Raw genomic sequence first — 20,090 nt, 5'->3', positions numbered from 1 at the left:
ATATAATAATAATATTTTTTTATAAAATTCTAAATATTATATATGAAAGGTCAAGGAGAAATTTATGGATAGCAGCAGTCTTTCTGAATATATGAGCAGAACCGTAGAGAATATTGTGAACCATACCATCAAGTCAACTTTAAAAAACCCCAAGGAAACAGCTTTTTTAATGAAATATATGTTTACTGCAAAAAAAGCAGCAGCAAAACGACAGAGAAGCGAAAAAGCAGGGCTTCATATTCCTCCATTCCTCATAGCAAGCATAACTAAAAGCTGCAATTTAAGATGCAGCGGTTGCTATGCAAGAGAGTTGCATTCTTGCTCTGATGGAGTGAGGAACAGTCAGTTGACATGGGAGAGGTGGGAGGAAGTATTTGGTGAGGCTGAGGATTTGGGGATATCTTTTATACTTTTGGCTGGAGGAGAGCCTTTGATGAGAAGAGATGTGGTTGTAAAAGCTGCGGACAGAAAAAATATAATTTTCCCCATATTTACCAACGGATTACTAATAGATGACTTTTACATAGATTTGTTCAAAAAAAATAGAAATTTGCTACCTGTATTAAGCATTGAAGGGTATCAGGAGGAAACTGATCAAAGACGGGGACAGGGTACATATAGAGCATTGTTAGAAGTAATGAGCAGACTGAATGACAATGGAATAGTGTACGGGACATCGGTAACGGTAACAACACAAAATGTTGGGGAGGTTTCTGATAAAAAATTTATTGATATTCTATCAAATATGGGATGTAAAATAATTTTTTACGTGGAATATGTTCCGGCAGAAGAAGGAACATATTATCTCGCTCCAACGGAAAAGGAACGTGAGTCGCTGGCAGAAAGGCTTAAAGAGCTGCGGTCGGAATACAAGGACATACTGTTTTTGTCGTTTCCGGGAGATGAAAAAGCAACAGGAGGCTGTTTGGCGGCAGGAAGAGGCTTTTTCCATATAAATTCTGATGGTGGAGCAGAGCCATGCCCATTTTCGCCTCAATCAGATACAAACCTCGGGGAAGTCAGTCTTAAAGACGCTTTGAAATCGCCATTGTTCTTAAGACTTGACAGCGGAGGACTGCTGATGGGCGACCACAAGGGAGGCTGCATGCTATTTGAGAAAAAAGCAGAAGTAGACGCACTTACGGGCTTATAATAAATAAAAGTCTCTTCACATTCATATTGATGATGTGAAGAGACTGCTTCGTTTGTATGGCTGTTTAGTTTTAGACTTTAGCAATTTCATCTTTCAGAAGGACTTTTACAATGTCGATAATTTCATCATCAATAACACGATAGCAAATTTCAAGCCCTTTTCGCTCTCCGTCAATTATACCTGCCGACTTTAGTTTTGCAAGGTGCTGTGATACTGTAGACTGGGGAAGACCAAGACATTCCTGAATTTTGGTTACGTTACAGCCCCCTTCTATTAAGCCTTTTACAATACACAGCCTTTGAGGATGAGCAAGTGCTTTTATTTTATCGGCTTTCTTTTCATAAATTTTTAAGTCTATCAAAATTGTAATCCCCCTTTTTAAAGCATAGCCCTGATATAAATTATTCCCTAAATAAACAAACTCATATCAGATTCTTCGGCAGAACCCAAGAATGAGGCCACGCCTCCAATAGTAACTCCTTCAATAAGTTCTTCTTTTTTAATACCCATTATATCCATTGACATATTGCAGGCTACAAATTCAATTCCGTTATTCTGGGCTTGAGCAACAAGCTCTTCCAATGAATATATGTTCTTTTTATTCATTAGAGAGCGTATCATTTTTGGGCCCATGCCTGCCATATTCATTTTGGACAGTGACAATTTAACTGATCCCTTAGGCATCATAACACCAAACATTCTGGAAATAAAGTCTTTTTTTACAATGCCGGAGTTTTTGGGCTTTCTAAGGATATTAAGTCCCCAAAAGGTAAAAAACATAGTAACCTTTCTTCCCATTGAAGCTGCTCCGTTTGCTATAATAAAAGATGCTATAGCCTTATCAAGATCGTTGCTGAAAACAATCATTGATTTATTATTCCTGTTTTTATACTGCATTGCTATTGAATTATCCTCTTTTGCTCCTTTTTTTATTTTAGCAATAAAGGCTTTATTTTCAAATTTAACCTCAAGAAGTTCATTTCCGGTGGATTTGCACCAGGTTTTAATATCCTCCTGAAAGGCCGGGTCAGTAGCTTTGACTTCCATAATATCGTTATCATTAAGAGTCTTAATTGTGTCAAATACTTTCATAATAGGGCCGGGGCATTGAAGTCCACATGCATCAAGTTCAATTATGGAAGAAGGGTTTTCTGCCAAAGTGTGACGCTCCTGAGGTAAATGGCTTTCAAATATACCTTCATTTGTCTGCTTTTCAACAGCCATTTTATATGTCTTCAGGCCTCCGCTGAGATTTTTTGCATTGTAACCCTTTTGCATCAATATTCTTGCTGCGAGATAGCCTCTTAAACCAATCTGACAGAATACATAAATTGTTTTGTCCTTTGGCAGCTCATTAAGCCTGCTTCTAAGCTCATCCAAGGGAATGTTAACTGCACCCTTTATGGTTCCAAGTTCATACTCTGCATGTTCTCTAACATCCAACAATAGTCCGGTATCTTTATTTATGCTGTCAACTTCATTCCAGTGAAAAATACTGCATTTGTTCTTTAGAATATTTGAAGCAGTGAAACCTGCAATATTCACAGGGTCCTTAGCAGATGAGAATGGCGGAGCATAGGCCAATTCAAGCTTTTCTAAATCATATACAGTCATTCCTACCCTTATGGCAGTTGAGAGAACATCAATTCTTTTATCTACTCCGTCATATCCTACAATCTGCGCTCCCAAAAGCTTACCGTTGTTTTTTTCAAAAACAATCTTGATTGCCATGGGAATACCTCCCGGGTAATAACTTGCGTGTGAGGCAGAATGTGTAAAGGATTTTTCATATTCAATATTGTTTCTTTGCAGTAAGCGCTCACTGTTACCGGTAATGGCAACTGTCAAATCAAAGACTTTTACAATAGAGGTTCCCTGAGTGCCTTCATATTTTTCATTACCTCCGCAGATATTATCGGCGGCAATTCTACCCTGTTTATTTGCAGGCCCGGCCAGAGGAATAAGAGCAGGATTTTGGCTTATAAAATCCTTCACCTGTACAGCATCTCCCACAGCATAAATGTCAGGGTCAGAAGTCTGAAGATATTCATTGACGCTGATTCCGCCTGAACTTCCGATAGTAAGTCCTGCATCTGCCGCCAGACGTACATCGGGGCGAACACCAATTCCCATAATGACCATATCGGCATTAATGGCTCTGCCGCTTGCAAGCATTACGTTTATATGAGTTCCGTTGTCATCAAAGGCTGATACTGCGTCCTTTAGGATAAGTTCAACGTTTTTCATCCTCAGATGGTTATGGACAAGGGCTGCCATATCAAAATCCATAGGTCCGATAACATGGTCTGCCAGCTCTACAACTGAAACGTCAATTCCTCTCATATGGAGATTTTCTGCCATTTCAAGACCTATAAAGCCTGCCCCTACAACTACCGCTCTTCGAGGATTCATTTTATCCACATAGTCCTTGATACTGTATGTATCAGGTATATTTCTCAAAGTGAAAATCCTTGAGGAATTAATTCCGGGAAGCTGTGGCCTGATAGGCTCTGCACCGGGAGATAACACAAGTTTATCATAGGACTCTGTATAGGTGCTGTTTCCGGAAAGGTCTTTAACTTCAACTATTTTATTTACTGGGTCGATTCTCAGAACTTCACTATTGACTCTTACATCTATTCCGAAACGTTCCTTCATTTTTTCGGGAGTGACTACAATAAGATTCTCTTTCTGGGTTATGACTTCACCAACATAATAGGGAAGGCCACAGTTAGCAAAAGAAATATGCTGTCCCTTCTCAAAAAGTATGATTTCCGCGTTTTCATCAAGTCTTCTAAGTCTTGCAGCAGCACTTGCGCCTCCTGCAACTCCGCCTACTATTATCACTTTTTTGCTCATATATTAAGACCTCCTATAATATTTTAATATCATTATATTTAAATAATACGATATAAGCTGCTCATCTGTCAATAATTATACGAATATTAAAGTAAATTACAGGTAAAATAAGCATATCTGATTAAAAAAATAGGTATAAGGAGTGTAATGACATGAGCGGTAATAAAAAAAATAAAAAAAGTGATAAACAGAAAGAAGACGGTGCTTTCCACTCAAAAAATATAAAACATGATCCTCAAGGTGAAAGTGCCAGAGCAAAATTTGGTAAGGAAACTCGTGTATCGGAATAAATAGGCTTAATCTTCACTATACTCCCGTATAAAATTATATCAATGGAAGCAATCATTGATATAATTTTATACGGGAGTATAGGTGTTAAAACAAAAAACTATATGTTTTGCGACAACCTTTTGAAATGTCATTGTTTAAAAGAATCCCATAAAGCCTGCTATTAAAACTATAACTGCAAAAATCATTCTGTATATTGCAAAGGATTTGAGAGGCTTTCTTTTCAAATAAGAAATAAACTGACTGATTACAGCCACAGATACTAAAAACGCTACAACAAACCCAACTGCAAGAGAAATTAGCTCAGCCGCCGGAAGTGAGGTCAGGCCCCCTATTTTTATTATTTCCAATAGACTGTACCCAAACATAACAGGAATGGCAAGGAAGAATGAAAACTCTGCCGCTATGACAGTAGAAAGACCTGCAACCCATCCACCTATTATTGTTGAAGCGGAACGGGACATACCCGGAATTATTGCCAGACACTGAAAAGCACCAATTATCAAGGCTTGCTTTGGGGTTACGCTTAGCTTTTGTTTACCCAGATTGTTGTTTCTGAACTTCTTTTCAGCATATATCATCCAAAAACCGCCAAGTATAAGAACAATAGCTACCGGTACGGTAGACATGAGATATTTTTCAACAGGCTTATCCAGCAGAAGCTTAACAGCTGCTCCGGGGATACACGCTATAAAAATCATAAACCAGAATTTGAAACCCGACTTTTCATACCCAACCTTCTGAGGAAAGAAATTTACAATAGTTTCCCTTATCTTTTTCCAATATAAGAGAACAACTGCCAATATGGCACCTAACTGAATTACATATGTATACATTTCAACATAGTTTGGGCTGACACTTTCAAATTTCATCAGCTTTTCAAATATAATCAAATGCCCTGTTGAAGAAATAGGGAGAAATTCCGTTACACCTTCAACAATTCCCAGAACTATTGATTTAAGCACAAATAACAAAGTATCCATTTCCTACCACCTTTTCAGATTAATTTAATAATGTATTTCCTGCCAATTGCCTTTTGTATATAGGTTACTTAAATACTCAAAGTTAGTCAAGCAAACTTTGGCACCGGGTAATAACAATTAATGTTACGATTTTAGACATGTCATTGTCTGAAATGTTCCCATTTCAATATAATTGTATAGGAAATAACAAAATTTAATTTATTTATGGCATAATGGGTATAAATTATTATGGACAGGGGGGTGTGAGGACTGTAAAATATTTTTATATATTTATTTTATAAAACGGGAGTGTATACTGTGAGGCTTAGAAGAAAACCATGGGCAAGACCTGAACTGGCGGCATGTGATTTTTATGTGAAGGATCCGCCCGGTTATAAGGGCAGATGGAGGGAGGTTTTTGGAAACAATAATCCGATACATCTGGAACTGGGGTGCGGCAAGGGAGGTTTTATATCCAGGCTTGCTGCTGACAATCAAAATATTAACTATATTGCTGTAGATATAAAAAGTGAAGTTCTTGGACTGGCAAAGCGAAAGATTGAGAAGGAATATAATGAAAAAGGTATTGAGGAAATAAAGAATATCAGGCTTATGTCCCAGAATATTGAATTAATTGATAATATGCTGGACACAACAGATGCAATTAACAAGATTTATATTAACTTCTGTAATCCGTGGCCTAAGACTCCGTACAAGAAAAAAAGACTGACACATGGTAAACAGCTTATAAAGTACAAGCAATTTATGGCGCAAGGTGCGGAAATATGGTTTAAGACTGATGACGACGGTCTTTTTGAAGATTCAGTAAAATATTTTGAAGAAAATGGGTTTATAATAAAATATAAGACCTTGAATTTACATGAAAGTGGTTTTGAGGAGAATGTTCCTACAGAACATGAAATAATGTTCTCTGAAGATGGAATTCTAATAAAATTCCTGATTGCAGAATATATAATGGAAACACCTGAAGTTACTTTCAGTGATATAAATACAAAAGAGGAAAATTAACTATGTCATTTTATGAAAAGATATCTAAATATTATGATTACATTTTTCCGACGGGAAAAGAGCAGCTTGATTTTCTCAAGGAGATTGCAGGGAAACCGCCAAAATCAGTACTGGATATAGCTTGTGGGACAGGGGGGTACTCTCTTGAACTGGACAGACGGGGCTACAATGTTACGGCGGTGGATTTAGACAAAGAAATGGTACGCCGGCTTGAGGTTAAGGCGAAGGAAAATAATCAATCAGTAAAATTTATGCAGGGAAATATGCTTGAGTTGCAGAATAAGATTTCTGATAGCTTTGATTTGGTATTTTGCATTGGAAATTCAATAGTGCATCTTGAAAATCTGGAGCAGATAAGGGAGTTTGTAAAGACAGCAAAGAAATTGACCGGTAAAGAAGGCAACCTCGTGCTTCAGATAATAAACTTTGACAGAATAATACTTAGAGACATTAAAGGTCTGCCGACTATTGAAAACAAAGATGCAGGACTTACTTTTGAGAGAAACTACAGATATGACAGGAGCTGCAACAGGATATATTTTAATACTTGTCTTAGCGTTGACGGTGAGGTATATGAAAATGAAATACCTCTTTATCCCCTTAGAGAGGATGAACTGGTAGAAGCAGTTTTGAATGCAGGCTTTAAAAGAGTAAAGCTTTTTGCTGATTTTAGCGGGAATGAGTTTGACAAGTATAACTCATTTATGTTGGTACTTTGGGCAAGATAGCAGGTCCTTAGTATATGGTGATGTAATTTAACGGGGGAAGGGATTGTTATTTATGAGCAGGATAGGCCAAGAAATAAATAAGGTGAGGTTAAAAAAAGGAAAGACTCCAAAGCAGCTCGCAAAGGCATTGGGAGTTTCAGAGAGTTTTGTACTGGATATAGAATCAGGTAAAAAAATAGTTAGTGACGACATGATTGGCAGGATTTCTAAAGCACTTGACTTTGAACTTGGGCCTATAGGACTTTTTGCTTCGGATGATAAGTTCGCACCGAGTACCGGAAATAAGGATAGTGTCCGTCCTGTTAAAAAAGTGGCGTCTGTTGCCACTAATGAACCTGTACAACAGGTATGGGATGATGCTTTCGGAAATATTTTGAAAACAGTTCCTGTTTACGGCTACAAAATGGACAAGATTATAGACAAAAAATTGCTTCCCATAGAAAAGAACAAGGTTGAGGGTTATGCAAAGGAAAAGGTCTTCTATCTGAATATAGAAGACACTGATATGGCAGGATTCAGGATATTTAAAGGGGACAGAGCCTTCGGTGTTCTTGAAAACCAGATAGATAAAGACGGCATATTTCTTATTGAATACAATGGAGAAAGAGCTGTAAGACAGGTGAAGAAACTTCAGGGAGACAAGCTACTTCTGGTTTACAATAGGGGAACACTTATAACTGAGACTGTAAGTACTAAGGAAATCAAGATAGTTGCCAGACTGGTAAAACTGGAAGTAATTCTTTAAGAAAAGCAGAGGGTTTATACTATGCAAAAAATTGTTAAATCCCGTTTAAAAACAATAGGACTTCCTCCGGGGAGTCTTGTTCACATTGGTGACAAAAAAAGGGATACCACAGTTATAACCCGGATTGAGTACGGAGAAGATACTTGCAATCAAAGTAATATTTCTTCAAAAGATTTGTCTGAAATAAAGCAATCTGAAGGAAAAGCGATTTGGTTGAATATTGAAGGCTTGAATGAGACTGAAGTTCTGGCCCAAATAGGCGATAAATTCGGTCTGCATCCACTGGTAATGGAGGATATTCTTAATACCGACCAACGTCCCAAAATCGAGTTTAGCCAGGACTATATGTACATTTGTGCAAAGATGCTTAACTATGACAAGAAGCTCGGTGAATTTGACATAGAGCAAATCAGCCTTGTTCTGGGTAAGAATTTTGTTATATCCTTTTGTGAAAAGGATACGGATATTTTTGCGCCGGTAATTAAGCGTTTAAGCCTTAGCGCAGGCAGAATAAGAAAGCTTGGCACAGATTACCTTATGTATTGTCTGCTGGATATAATTGTGGACAATTATTTTACCGTACTGGAGGACTTCAGTGAAGAGATTGAGGTTGCAGAGGATGAGCTGATAGTACAGTCTACTTCAAAGACACTTAAAACCATACATAAGCTAAAAAGGCAGGTTCTATTCCTTCACAAGGCTGTCTGGCCCTTAAGAGATGTTTTGTCTTCCCTTGAACGGGGTGAGAGTGAGCTTATAAATGAGTCTACTAACATATTTATAAGAGATTTGTATGATCACGTTGTTCAGGCTATGGATACGACCGAAACCATCAGAGATATACTTTCAAGTATGTTGGACATATATCTTTCAAGCACCAGTAACCGCATGAACGAAATAATGAAGGTACTAACTATTATATCCACTGTCTTTATGCCCTTATCCTTTATTGTAGGTATATATGGCATGAATATCAGAAATATGCCCGAACTGGGCTGGCCATACATGTACCCTGTTTTATGGGGAGTGATGATTGCAATTGTTGCCTTCATGCTTTATTATTTTAAAAAGAAAAAGTGGTGGTAGTAAACAAAAAAATTGAAGGAGGTTACATAATGACAGACGGAGCATACTATACAAAACAATATCCTGATTTGTTTTCTGAAATAGGTATTTCCCATGAATTAATCAAAAAGAAAATAGATGAAACTTTCAATACCATGTTTTTTGACCCCGAGGATAAGCTTTATTTTGAAATGGGTAAAGACATGGGGTACATAATGGATACAGGCAACAATGATGCACGGACTGAGGGAATGAGTTACGGCATGATGATGGCCGTCCAGATGGACAGAAAAGACATATTTGACAGACTGTGGCTTTTCTCAAAAACATATATGCAACATACCAAGGGTAAGTACCAGGGTTATTTTGCATGGTCTGTGGCAACTGACGGCACAAAGAATTATGATGGCCCTGCGCCTGACGGTGAAGAGTATTTCGCAATGGCTCTTTTCTTTGCAAGCAGCAGATGGGGGGACGGGATTCCGCCTTTTGACTACAGTGCTCAGGCAAGAGAGATTTTGAGACATTGCCTGCATCAGGCTGAAATTGTTAAAGGCGGAAAAGCCATGTGGGACAATTCAAACTACTACATCAAATTTGTCCCGGAAGCGGCTTATTCAGACCCATCTTATCATCTGCCTCATTTTTACGAGCTTTTTGCACTAAAAGCAGATGAACAGGATAGGCCTTTTTGGAAAAAAGCCGCAGAAGAAAGCAGAAAATATCTGCATATGTCATGTAACAAGGATACCGGAATGGCTCCTGAGTATGCAAAATTTGATGGTACTCCCAAGCTGCTGTTCAGGGATTATGAATTTTATTCCGATGCCTATAGGGTAGCAATGAATATAGGTTTGGATGCTGCCTGGTTCAACAAGGATAATTCACTGGGAGAAACGGTAGATAAATTGCAGGCCTTTTTCAGCGAAAATACAAAACTAGGCGAATACAAGGCCTATACTATTACGGGAAAACCTTTTGATGAGCCTGCCATGCACCCGGTTGCAATAATTGCAACTAATGCTGCCGGTTCCTTGGCGGCAAAAGGGAAATATCGTCATCAGTGGGTCAAGGATTTCTGGGAACTCCCTTTAAGAAAAGGAGAGCGCAGATATTACGATAACTGTCTTTATTTTTTCAGCTTGCTGATGCTGGCAGGCAAATACAGAATATATATATAGTTTTTAAGATGTGTAAAAAGTGTAGATGGGACTGTCGCAAAATTAAGTTCTATCCTTTTTAACTTGTACGAGAGTATAAATTGTATCAATGGAAGCTTGGAAGCAATCATTGATATAATTTTATACGGGAGTTACCTTTGTTAAAACAGGAAAACTTTCTTTTTTGCAACAGCTCCTCTGCACTTTTTTATTTTAACTTACAGATTTGTAATTTTAAAATTTATGCAATTGTAATTTTAACTCCGTATAATCAAGTGTATGAAAGATAAGCAATGCCGCGGATTGCTTTTAAAATAATTCACTATTACTTTAAATGAACTAAAGAATATATGGAGGTAGTAAAATGAAAGAAGTTTTAAGAATCGAAAATTTGACAAAGAAATATGGTAAAGGACAAAATGAGGTAACAGCAGTTGACAATATAAGTTTTTCAGTTGAAAAAGGTGAGTTTGTTGCGATTATAGGGCCAAGCGGCTCCGGTAAAAGTACATTGCTGCATTTATTAGGGGGAGTTGATAAACCCACTTCCGGTAAAGTATATATTGATGACAAGGATATTTACGGACTAAGGGAAAAAGATTTATCAATACTCAGAAGAAGAAAAGTGGGTTTTGTATTTCAGGCATATAACCTTATCCCCGTATTGACAGCAGAAGAGAATGTTCTCATGCCTCTGCTTCTGGACAGCAGGAAGGAGGATAAGAAATACATTGACGAACTACTAAATATACTTGATTTAAAAGAAAGAAGAAAGCACCTGCCATCAGAACTTTCAGGAGGACAGCAGCAGCGTGTTTCAATAGGAAGAGCACTTGCAAATAAACCATCAATAATTCTAGCTGACGAGCCTACAGGAAACCTTGATACAAAAAACTCCAGAGAGGTTCTGGAATTGTTAAAATACTCTGCAAAAAAATACAATCAGACACTTATACTCATTTCACATGATATGAATATAGCAAGTATGGCAGACAGGGTTATAACTATAGTGGACGGTAAAATTTCTTCCGATGAGGTGGTGAGACAATGAAAAACTATTCAGCACTTACCTCACGGTACTTAAAAAAGCATAAAGGAAGAACTGTACTTACTCTTATAGGAATTATTATAGCCATAGCAATGTTTACGGCTATAGGCAGTATTTACTACAGTGGAATTAATAGTGAAATTCAAAACGCAAAGGCAAATGGTGATTTTCAAGTTTACTTTTTTGAATTGGGAAAAGAAAATGTTAATACATTAGCTTCCAATGCTGAATTTAAAAACATTGGAATCACAAAGCAGGAAGGAACCTACAAGTTTGAAAGTGATAAGTTAACAGAATCCTTGAGAACACTTGATATTAAGAGCTATGATGCCGCAGCTTTTAAAGATATTTTCAAGGTTAAGTTAGTGGAAGGGCGACTCCCTAAGAATAGCTCGGAAATATTGATAGACAAAAAAATAAGCTCTGTTATAAAGGATAAAAAAATAAGCAATGTGCTAAAAGGTACCTTGACAGGCAAGAACGAGTCTTCAAGTGTCAAAGAGTACACTATTGTAGGGGTATACGACAGCAACTACATCACTAATACCGCATTAAGCTATCTGGACATAAAGACTTCTTCTGATTCAAAGGATTATTTCTTGTATGCAAATATGAAAAGCGAAAAAAATATAGTTGATAATGCACAAAAAATAGCAAAAGCAAACGATGTAAAAATAGATATAAACACACGTCTCTTATACCTTATGGGTGAAGGGCCTGATAAAACCAGAAATGCCGGTATGGATAAGATATTTGCCATAATTGCAGGATTTGTTATTGTATGTACGGTTGTGGTTATATACAATGCATTTAATATATCTGTAATGGAAAGAATCAAGCATTTCGGTATACTTCGCAGTATAGGAGCCACCAAAGCTCAGATAAGAAGATTGGTTTTCAAAGAAGCTGCAATAATGAGTGCAATATCTGTACCTATTGGTATTATTGCGGGCTTTGCAGGGATATTTATCACCTTCAGGCTGGTTATGCACGGCTTTTTAGGAGCTTTTGAAATTGGATTTTACCCACAGGTAATTATTGTTGCTGCTCTTTTAGGAATATTCACAGTGTTTATTTCTGCATTTTTTCCGGCGAGAACAGCATCAAAGGTGTCACCTATAGATGCAATAAGGGGTACTGTAGTTGTAAAGGGAGATAAGGCCAAGAGAAGAGGCGGACGTTGGGCAAAACTACTTTTCAGCTTTGAAGGTCAGGTTGCCTACAAGAACATTAAAAGGAACCGAAAAAGATTTTATATTACCTGTATATCACTTATGATATCCATTATTATGTTCGTATTTTTCTCGAACTTTATAGATATATTCCTCCAGAGCAACAAGATAGCAAGTCAGGCTGTAAAGGTTGAAAGTACTTTTATCAACAACGGCGGCGTATATCTGGGCAATCTTCCAAAACAGGTTAAAGAGCTGGAGGGAATAAAAGAGACATATGAAATGTCCAGCGAATATATTACGTATACTATTGATAAAAAAATGCTTTCAGACAAATTCAAGGATTCTTTGAAAAGTAAAAATAAGTTGGAAGAATATGGACAGAACTATCTTATCAACAATGTTAATCTCTTTGGTTATGACGAGAGTTGTCTCAAACTCTTTAATAAAGAAAATAAAACAAATATTGACTATAACAACTTTAAAAATAACAATGAGGTAATCATTGTAAATAAGGCAAGAGGAAGTATAGATAAAAAAACAATATATGATAGCTTTACACAATACAAGGTAGGGGACGAAATAAAAATGCCTGTTTTAAACAGCAGTTATATGAAGAGCCCTGATGCCGAACAGTTGAAGCGTCTTATTGATAATGGAAATACAATTACCTTTAAGGTAGTCGGTGTGGTTGAGTATGAGTCAGTATTACAAAATATCCCATACAACAGTTGCGGCATAATAATGTCCCATGACAGTTTTAAGAAATTAACGGGAGCAGATGAACTATCAATATTGGCTATAAACTTTAATTCACCTGAATATGCTGAAAAAAATTATGAGAAGCTTAATATGCTTGCTGATGAACACAAAGCCCAGTACATGGATGTATATAAGCAGAAAAAACAGTCTGACGACCAGATGAACCAGATGTTGATTCTTGTATACGGTTTCATCAGCCTTATAATACTTATATCAACTGTAAATATAATTAATACGGTAACAATCAATCTTCTTGTAAAGAAGAGGGAGTACGCTACTTTTAAGGCCATAGGTATGACAAAAGGACAATTTCAGAAGCTGGTGCTTTTAGAAGGAGCTTTGTTCGGAATAATTGCTTGTATAATAGGACTGCCAATCGCCTTCCTTCTTACCTACCTTGGTATACTCAGCAATAATCCGCTTGGTGATATTGGTTATCAAGCAGCTTGGTGGCCATATTTATACGGAGGATTGGGAATGATTGGAATTACACTTTTAGCTGCACTGTTCCCATTGAGAAAATTAAACGATATGAACATTGTGGAATCACTTCGTGTTGAGGAGTAAATTAAAGTCGGTTGATTTAGTTTGATATAGCCTGCCGGATTTCCGGCAGGCTATGTATTTTTTATTTATAGTGTATAATTATACTTATATCCTAATGTATAACAGGAGGAGACAATCCATGAATATATTACTTGTGGAAGATGATGCACCCCTTGCTATGGGGATTGAATATGCATTGAAAAAGCAGGATTTTGCAGTATCAATAGCAAAGAATATTAAAGATGCACACAGGATGTTTAATGAAGACATACAATTAATTCTGCTGGATGTTACTCTTCCGGACGGAAACGGATATGATTTCTGCAAGCAGATACGGCAGACCAGCAATGTGCCTATAATTTTTATGACAGCACTTGATGATGAGCCTAATGTAGTATTCGGACTTGATATAGGCGGTGATGACTATATTTCAAAGCCTGTAAGAACCAGCGAATTAATATCAAGGATAAATGCCATTATGAGAAGGCAGAAGCAGATTGAGGGCGTTGATACCGGGAAAATTACCAGTGGAAATGTTGTGGTTGAACCCTTGAAATGCAAGGTTTATGTGAATTTACAAGAGGTTTTTCTTACAGCTGTTGAATATAAGCTGTTGCTTGTACTGCTTGAAAATAAAGGGATTGTAATAAGCAGAAACACTATTATTGAAAAGCTCTGGGATATTGACAGTAATTTTGTTGATTATAATACTCTTAATGTTTATATGAAAAGACTCCGTGAAAAGATAGAAACAGAAGATGAAAAGCATATAGAGACAGTGAGAGGTTTGGGGTATATGTGGAAAGAATGATAGCACACAGATGGAGGTTTAATATTGAAGCTTCTGAAAAATAAAGAAATACAGCTTATCATAGGGATAGTTACGGTTTTACTTATAGCTTTTGGTGCTGTTTCTTATTACACGGTTAAAAACTTTGCAGATTCCGTTAATAAAATACAGATACAGCAGAATATCGGGGTAATAGGTGCTATTGCAAAGCAATATCCAAAGTCTGAAAGCGATATCGTTAAGAACTTCACAAAAGGTTTTCAGGAAGAATATGAGTATGGAAAATCAATTTTAAAGAAATACTCCTATGACGAAAATCTTAGCCTGGAAAAAAACTATATGCTTGAAAATACCTATAGAAAGGCAAACAACACAATAGGAATAACCCTTATAGTGTTTTGGGCAGTTCTGATTTCCTTGTGCGTATTTTGTTTTAACAGAATTTTCTACAAAATAAGAAAGATTAGTGTGAGTGCTGAAGACATTGTAGAAGGAAATTACGATTCAATAAAAGGGGATACCCAAGAAGGAGATATAGGATATCTCATATATCAGATAAATTGTATGAGTGAACGTTTAAGCGAAAACGTTCATGCTTTGGAAAATGAAAAGATATTTTTAAAACGTATTATGGCGGACATTTCACATCAGCTTAAAACGCCTCTTGCGTCTCTTATAATGTTTAATGATATAATGAAAAATGACAGTACCCTTTCTGAAGAGGAAAGGGATGGTTTTGTTTTAGAGAGTAAGAATCAGCTGGATAGGATGGAATGGCTTATAAAAAACATACTGAAAATGGCAAAACTTGAGGCAGGAGTAGTTGAATTTACAATGGAGGAAGCAGATGTGTCTGAAACCGTACAAAGAAGTCTTTCCCCGCTTAAAGCAATTGCTTCTGAAAAAAATGTGGACATCAGGCTTCACGGTTCTTCAAACATTATGGTAAAGCATGATATAAACTGGACTACAGAAGCATTTTCAAACATTATCAAAAATTGTATAGAACATAGTAAAGCAGGAGGAGATATAAATATATCCTGGGACGAAAATAGTGTCTTTGCGCAGATAATTATTCAAGATGAGGGACAGGGGATTCCAAAAGATGAGCTTCCAAGAATCTTTGACAGATTCTATAAAGGGTCTTACAGCTGCAATCCAACAAATATCGGAATAGGACTATACATTACCAAGACTATTGTGGAAGGTCAGAGTGGGTCAATATATGTAAGCAGTACCCTGGGAAAAGGTACTAGATTTACGGTGAGACTCATGAAACAACCCCTTTAAAATAATAAATAATCAGGAGGGTTAAGTAATGGGAAAAAATGATATTTACCTTTACGGCATGACTTTAGCTTCAACCATGAATTTGTTGGTAGGAGGGTACCCGGAAGCTGATACTTATTCCGAAATAAAGGAAAGCTATGTACTTCCGGGAGGGGAAACCGGAAGCTGTGCAGTAGTACTGTCTTCACTGGGCTGTACAGTAAAGCTTGACGGAAACTATCAGGGACCAAAAACTCAGAAAGTTCTGGATGAATACCTTGTGAGGAAATTCGGAATTGATATGTCGGGTGTATATTTCGACGAGACTTTTGACGGAGTTCAGGACATGGTGTTAATAGGGACAAATACCAGAACCTGCTTCGGTAGATTTGGTGCGTATTTCAGTAATGATATAAAAAGATGGAACAAGCCTAATCGTAAGGACATTGAAAGCTGCGAGGTTGTGGGCTTGGACCCATTTTTTATGGATGAGTCCGAACAGGTTGCAGACTACTGCCATGAATTAGGAAAGAAGTATGTTACCATTGACTGTAAGTACGATACAGTGATTCATAAATATTCGGAAGTTAATATTTTATCAAATGAGTTTATAAAGGGTAATTATCCTGAGAAGGATATAGATGAACTCTTTAAAGAGTATACGGCAAACACAGAGGGGCTGGTAATATTTACTTTTGGTTCCCGGGAAATTATGTTCGGACGAAGAAATCAACCCATAAAAAGAATGAAACCATATAAGGTTAAAGTTCAGAGTACTTTGGGTGCTGGAGACACTTTCAAGGCCGGAGCAATATATGGAGTGCTAAAAAATATGAGTGACGAAAAAATAGTACAATTCGCCGCAGCAACGGCGGCGACTGTGTGCAGCAGATTCCCTCTGGCATTGTATCCCCCTGATTTGGAAACAATAAATAAGCTGATTAATAATTAATGGTTTTATAAACCGTAAAAGTGGTATATAATATAAATGCGAATAGTTCCCATTTAGTACATAACATTTATCGGAGGTAATTTAATTGAAAAAAGGTAAACTTTTAAGGACACTGTTAATAACGTTGTCGTTCTCATTTATATTAGCAGGCTGTTCCAATGGAACAGCAAATACCACAGAAAAAACACAAACTACAATAGTGACTTCATTCTATCCCATGTATATTTTTACTCAGAACCTTGTAAAGGATATACCCGGTGTAAAGGTTGAAAACATGACTGAACCACAGCAAGGCTGTCTTCATGATTACCAGATGGTTCCTGCTGATTTAAAAACCCTTGAGAGAGCAGACATATTTGTAATTAACGGGGCAGGGATGGAAGCTTTTATGGACAAAGTAATCAAGCAGAGGCCTGCCCTCAAAATAATAGAAGCCTCAAAAGACATGAAGCTGCTAAAAGATGCCAACGGAGAAGATAATGCTCATGTCTGGGTTGGTATTTCGGATGCGATACAAGAAGTCAAAAATATTTCTGAAGGACTTGCAAAGTCAGATACAAAAAATGCTGAAGCCTACAGGAAAAATGCTTCTGATTATGTAAAGCAGCTTGAGGCTCAGAGAGAAAAAATGCACAAAGAATTGGATGGGTTTAAAAACAAGAATGTAATCACCTTCCATGAGGCTTTTCCCTATTTCGCAAAGGAATTCGGGTTGAATATAGTGTCTGTGGTAGAACGTGAACCCGGTACGGAGCCAAGTGCCGGAGAGCTGGCAGCACTGATTGACAAGATAAAAAGTTCAAAGGTAAAAATACTCTTTGCAGAGCCTCAGTATTCTGCAAAAGCAGCGGAATCAATCGCAAAACAAACAGGAGCAAAAGTCTATCTTCTTGACCCTGTTGTAACAGGAGAGAAAAATGCACCTGCAGACAGCTATATCAAGACTATGGATGAGAATCTGAAGGTTTTGGTTAAGGCTTTTAAGGAGAATCAGTAAAGCTGTGTAATAAAAAATCCGGGGGCTTTCATGGTGGAGAAAATAAAAATTCTTATTGTTGAAGATGATAGGGATATCAACAGACTTATAGCTGACAATCTGGTCAAGGAAGGATATTGTGTAACAAGCACATATGATGGTGCAGCCGCTATAGAATATTTTGAGGCTGACAAATTCCAACTGGTTATTTTGGACATAATGCTTCCAAAGATAGGTGGCTACGAAGTGTTGCAAAAAATAAGGGAGAAAGGAAATACTCCCGTACTCATATTGTCTGCAAAATGTGAGGAAACAGATAAAATAATTGGTTTGGGGCTTGGCGCTGATGATTATTTGGCCAAGCCCTTTGGCATTGGCGAATTAACAGCTAGGGTAAAAGCACAGCTACGAAGATTTTTGAAATTTTCATGTGAACCCCAGCTGCAAACACAAATAGTCAGACATATGGACATAGAAATGGATATAAATACGTATGAAGTGAAAGTAGGGGGCAACTCCGTTACATTGACAGCCAAGGAGTTTGAGATACTAAAACTCTTCTTAAAGAATCCCAAGAAGGTATTTACAAAAAACCAGATGTTTAAATCCATATGGGGTGAAAACTATATAAACGACGAGAATACTGTAATGGTTCATATAAGAAGGTTGCGTGAAAAAATTGAGAAAGACCCTTCAAATCCCAGATATATACAGACTATATGGGGAATAGGTTACAAGCTTGTAGAGGAGTAACATGAGTATATTAATCGGAATTGTAACTTTATCAGTACTTTTAAATATTATATTAGCCTTGAGAATTATAGTTAATAAAAAAGGTATGAGCTGCATTGGCGAGGTGTTGGCTGACATAAGCAATTTCAGATCAAACAGAAGAATACATATGGGCTTGAAATATAAATCACTCAAGGACATAAGCAGTCAGCTTAATATACTTCTCGATAAATTTCAGAGAACACTTGACGAAAAACAAACTCTGGAAATTGCCCACAAACAGCTCATTGCAAATATATCCCATGACATTCGTACACCCCTAACGTCACTTCTTGGTTTTGTAGAGGTACTTCAAAAAGGTGATGGTATCAGCAGTATTGAGCAAAAGGAATATCTGGATATTATCCAGACAAAAGCACAGAATCTTTATCAAATGATTCAGGACTTTTTTGAGCTGTCAAAGCTTGAATCGGAAGATACGCCTATCAGGCTTGTTAAAACGGATTTGACAGATTTAGCAGAAGAAGCTGTTGCAGCCTTTTATAAGGATTTTGTTATGAATGGGATAACACCGGAGATTCAGCTTCCCAAGCAGCGAGTATATGTTTTGGGGGACAGGATAAGCTTGCAGAGAATACTGAACAATCTTGTGTCCAACGCTTTAAAGTATGGAAAAGACGGAAGGGTAATAGGTATTTCTTTGAGAGAAGTGTCCGACAAGGTATGGGTGGATGTGTGGGATAGGGGAAAAGGTATACCTGAGCAAGATTTACCGCTTGTGTTTAATAGGCTGTACACCTCCGAAGTTTCTAGAAACAGCAGTATGCGCGGTACCGGCTTGGGACTTGCAATTACAAAACAGCTGGTTGAGAAGCAAAATGGGGAGATTGAAGTATCCAGTGTCCTTGGTGAGAAAACGGTTTTTTCCTTCAGTCTTATAAAATATCACATATAGCTGTTGAGGATGTTGTAAATATAATATTCACTCTTATTTGCAATATCTTTTTTGTTAAGAAATTTGTAAGAATTTCTTTAAAACAGTGTAAGGTGTATATTGTATTATAAAAGAAAAAACTGCGGGGTGATGCAATGTACAAAACAATTTCAACGGAATTCTTAAAGCTGAGAAGGTCAAAGCTGTTAATTTATGCTTTAATTGCCGGTATTCTTCCTTCTATAGTCAAATTTCTTCAATTTCTCTCAGGAAACACGGATAAAGTCGACAGCTGGCAGTGGTTTTTGGCTTCAAGGCAGGAAATTATGGTTTTTGGAGTGCTGATAACAGTTATTTTATCTTCAAGCTTCATTTTCAATATGGAATACCAATATGGTACAGCTTCGTATATCTATACTTCAAGGGTTCCTAAAATCCAGATTTTTATGGCCAAGCTGTTGACTATATTTGCCGTGGTAGTATTGATTTTTGCGGTAACTTTGGTATCAGAGCTGCTGTTTGGGGTTATAACAATAAAAGCTGCTATTCCCAAAGCTTTGCTATTAAAATTAATTAAAGTGACAGTCTGGTATATGTTGTCCTATGGATTACTGTCAACTACAGTTGTTTTAATTTCAGTATTAACCAAACGATTTGTTCTTACATCCGTTATTTTATTTGGATATTTGATGCTGGTTTTCCCCTTTCATTTAAAGAATAATATTTACATATCTCCTTTTATGACGCCTGCGGCAGTGGCCGCCCGGATTTTCGGTTCAGACAACTACATATTGGTCAGCTATTTCAGGGACGTAACTGTAAATACTACAGCCGCAGCAATGTTTATTATTGCTTTGGCAGCAGTTTCATTGGGTTTGGGCCTGATAGCATACCAAAAATCGGATGCAATTTTATAATAT

19 protein-coding genes are annotated in these 20,090 nt (G+C 37.1%); 16 read left to right on the top strand and 3 right to left on the bottom strand.

All coding sequences use genetic code 11. The features are described 5' to 3' along the window. The first annotated feature begins 64 nt into the window (after positions 1 to 64). Entirely contained in the window at positions 65 to 1,153 is a 1,089-nt protein-coding gene (locus P0092_RS16760; protein ID WP_004616194.1) for a radical SAM/SPASM domain-containing protein, read from the top strand. A gap of 70 nt (positions 1,154 to 1,223) precedes the next feature. Here P0092_RS16760 and P0092_RS16755 read toward each other — a convergent pair whose 3' ends face one another. Together P0092_RS16755 and P0092_RS16750 are read right to left on the bottom strand one after the other, a co-directional pair. After that, complete coding sequence (locus P0092_RS16755; RefSeq protein WP_004616196.1) at positions 1,224 to 1,514, bottom strand: ArsR/SmtB family transcription factor; 291 nt, start codon at positions 1,512 to 1,514, stop codon at positions 1,224 to 1,226. Positions 1,515 to 1,561: 47 nt separating this feature from the next. Next, complete coding sequence (locus P0092_RS16750; RefSeq protein ID WP_004616198.1) at positions 1,562 to 4,012, bottom strand: CoA-disulfide reductase; 2,451 nt, start codon at positions 4,010 to 4,012, stop codon at positions 1,562 to 1,564. 152 nt (positions 4,013 to 4,164) lie between these two features. Between P0092_RS16750 and P0092_RS16745 the strand changes: the two genes are divergently transcribed. Further along, positions 4,165 to 4,302 (top strand): CPC_1213 family protein, encoded by a 138-nt coding sequence (locus P0092_RS16745; RefSeq protein ID WP_004616199.1) that lies wholly within the window; start codon positions 4,165 to 4,167, stop codon positions 4,300 to 4,302. A gap of 135 nt (positions 4,303 to 4,437) precedes the next feature. Here P0092_RS16745 and P0092_RS16740 read toward each other — a convergent pair whose 3' ends face one another. After that, entirely contained in the window at positions 4,438 to 5,283 is an 846-nt protein-coding gene (locus tag P0092_RS16740; RefSeq protein WP_004616201.1) for an undecaprenyl-diphosphate phosphatase, read from the bottom strand. Between the two features lie 297 nt (positions 5,284 to 5,580). Here P0092_RS16740 and trmB point away from each other — a divergent pair, with 297 nt between their 5' ends. From trmB to P0092_RS16670, 14 genes are all read left to right on the top strand, one after another. Continuing rightward, the gene (gene trmB, locus P0092_RS16735; RefSeq protein WP_004616202.1) at positions 5,581 to 6,291 is read left to right on the top strand and encodes a tRNA (guanosine(46)-N7)-methyltransferase TrmB; all 711 of its coding nucleotides are present in this window, start codon (positions 5,581 to 5,583) and stop codon (positions 6,289 to 6,291) included. 2 nt (positions 6,292 to 6,293) lie between these two features. Beyond that, positions 6,294 to 7,019 (top strand): class I SAM-dependent methyltransferase, encoded by a 726-nt coding sequence (locus P0092_RS16730; RefSeq protein ID WP_004616204.1) that lies wholly within the window; start codon positions 6,294 to 6,296, stop codon positions 7,017 to 7,019. Positions 7,020 to 7,071: 52 nt separating this feature from the next. Continuing rightward, positions 7,072 to 7,764 (top strand): helix-turn-helix domain-containing protein, encoded by a 693-nt coding sequence (locus tag P0092_RS16725; RefSeq protein ID WP_004616206.1) that lies wholly within the window; start codon positions 7,072 to 7,074, stop codon positions 7,762 to 7,764. Between the two features lie 21 nt (positions 7,765 to 7,785). After that, positions 7,786 to 8,850, top strand: coding sequence for a magnesium/cobalt transporter CorA (gene corA / locus P0092_RS16720; RefSeq protein ID WP_004616209.1), 1,065 nt, complete (start codon positions 7,786 to 7,788; stop codon positions 8,848 to 8,850). 29 nt (positions 8,851 to 8,879) lie between these two features. Continuing rightward, positions 8,880 to 10,010, top strand: a complete 1,131-nt coding sequence (locus tag P0092_RS16715) for a family 8 glycosyl hydrolase (RefSeq protein WP_004616212.1) — start codon at positions 8,880 to 8,882, stop codon at positions 10,008 to 10,010. Between the two features lie 343 nt (positions 10,011 to 10,353). Then, a complete protein-coding gene (locus P0092_RS16710) occupies positions 10,354 to 11,040 on the top strand; it encodes an ABC transporter ATP-binding protein (RefSeq protein ID WP_004616213.1) in 687 nt (228 codons plus the stop codon). Beyond that, positions 11,037 to 13,538: an ABC transporter permease gene (locus P0092_RS16705; RefSeq protein ID WP_004616216.1), complete on the top strand. Its 2,502-nt coding sequence runs from the start codon at positions 11,037 to 11,039 to the stop codon at positions 13,536 to 13,538. The genes P0092_RS16710 and P0092_RS16705 overlap by 4 nt, the downstream gene beginning before the upstream one ends. Positions 13,539 to 13,656: 118 nt before the next feature. After that, entirely contained in the window at positions 13,657 to 14,328 is a 672-nt protein-coding gene (locus P0092_RS16700) for a response regulator transcription factor (RefSeq protein ID WP_004616218.1), read from the top strand. Between the two features lie 24 nt (positions 14,329 to 14,352). Next, complete coding sequence (locus tag P0092_RS16695) at positions 14,353 to 15,597, top strand: sensor histidine kinase (RefSeq protein WP_004616220.1); 1,245 nt, start codon at positions 14,353 to 14,355, stop codon at positions 15,595 to 15,597. Positions 15,598 to 15,625: 28 nt separating this feature from the next. Further along, positions 15,626 to 16,528 (top strand): carbohydrate kinase family protein, encoded by a 903-nt coding sequence (locus P0092_RS16690; protein WP_004616222.1) that lies wholly within the window; start codon positions 15,626 to 15,628, stop codon positions 16,526 to 16,528. Between the two features lie 85 nt (positions 16,529 to 16,613). Next, positions 16,614 to 17,525 (top strand): metal ABC transporter substrate-binding protein, encoded by a 912-nt coding sequence (locus tag P0092_RS16685; protein ID WP_004616225.1) that lies wholly within the window; start codon positions 16,614 to 16,616, stop codon positions 17,523 to 17,525. A gap of 30 nt (positions 17,526 to 17,555) precedes the next feature. Then, positions 17,556 to 18,257, top strand: coding sequence for a response regulator transcription factor (locus P0092_RS16680; protein WP_004616227.1), 702 nt, complete (start codon positions 17,556 to 17,558; stop codon positions 18,255 to 18,257). A 1-nt stretch (position 18,258) separates the two neighbouring features. After that, positions 18,259 to 19,191 carry a sensor histidine kinase gene (locus P0092_RS16675; protein ID WP_004616229.1) on the top strand — a complete coding sequence of 311 codons (933 nt, stop codon included), beginning with the start codon at positions 18,259 to 18,261 and terminating at the stop codon, positions 19,189 to 19,191. 134 nt (positions 19,192 to 19,325) lie between these two features. Beyond that, positions 19,326 to 20,087, top strand: a complete 762-nt coding sequence (locus P0092_RS16670; RefSeq protein WP_004616231.1) for an ABC transporter permease — start codon at positions 19,326 to 19,328, stop codon at positions 20,085 to 20,087. The last annotated feature ends 3 nt before the right edge of the window (positions 20,088 to 20,090 follow it).

The organism is Ruminiclostridium papyrosolvens DSM 2782, from assembly GCF_029318685.1.
In the GTDB taxonomy this organism is placed as follows: Bacteria; Bacillota; Clostridia; order Acetivibrionales; family DSM-1351; genus Ruminiclostridium; species Ruminiclostridium papyrosolvens.
This window is presented reverse-complemented; position numbering and strand designations above follow the sequence as displayed.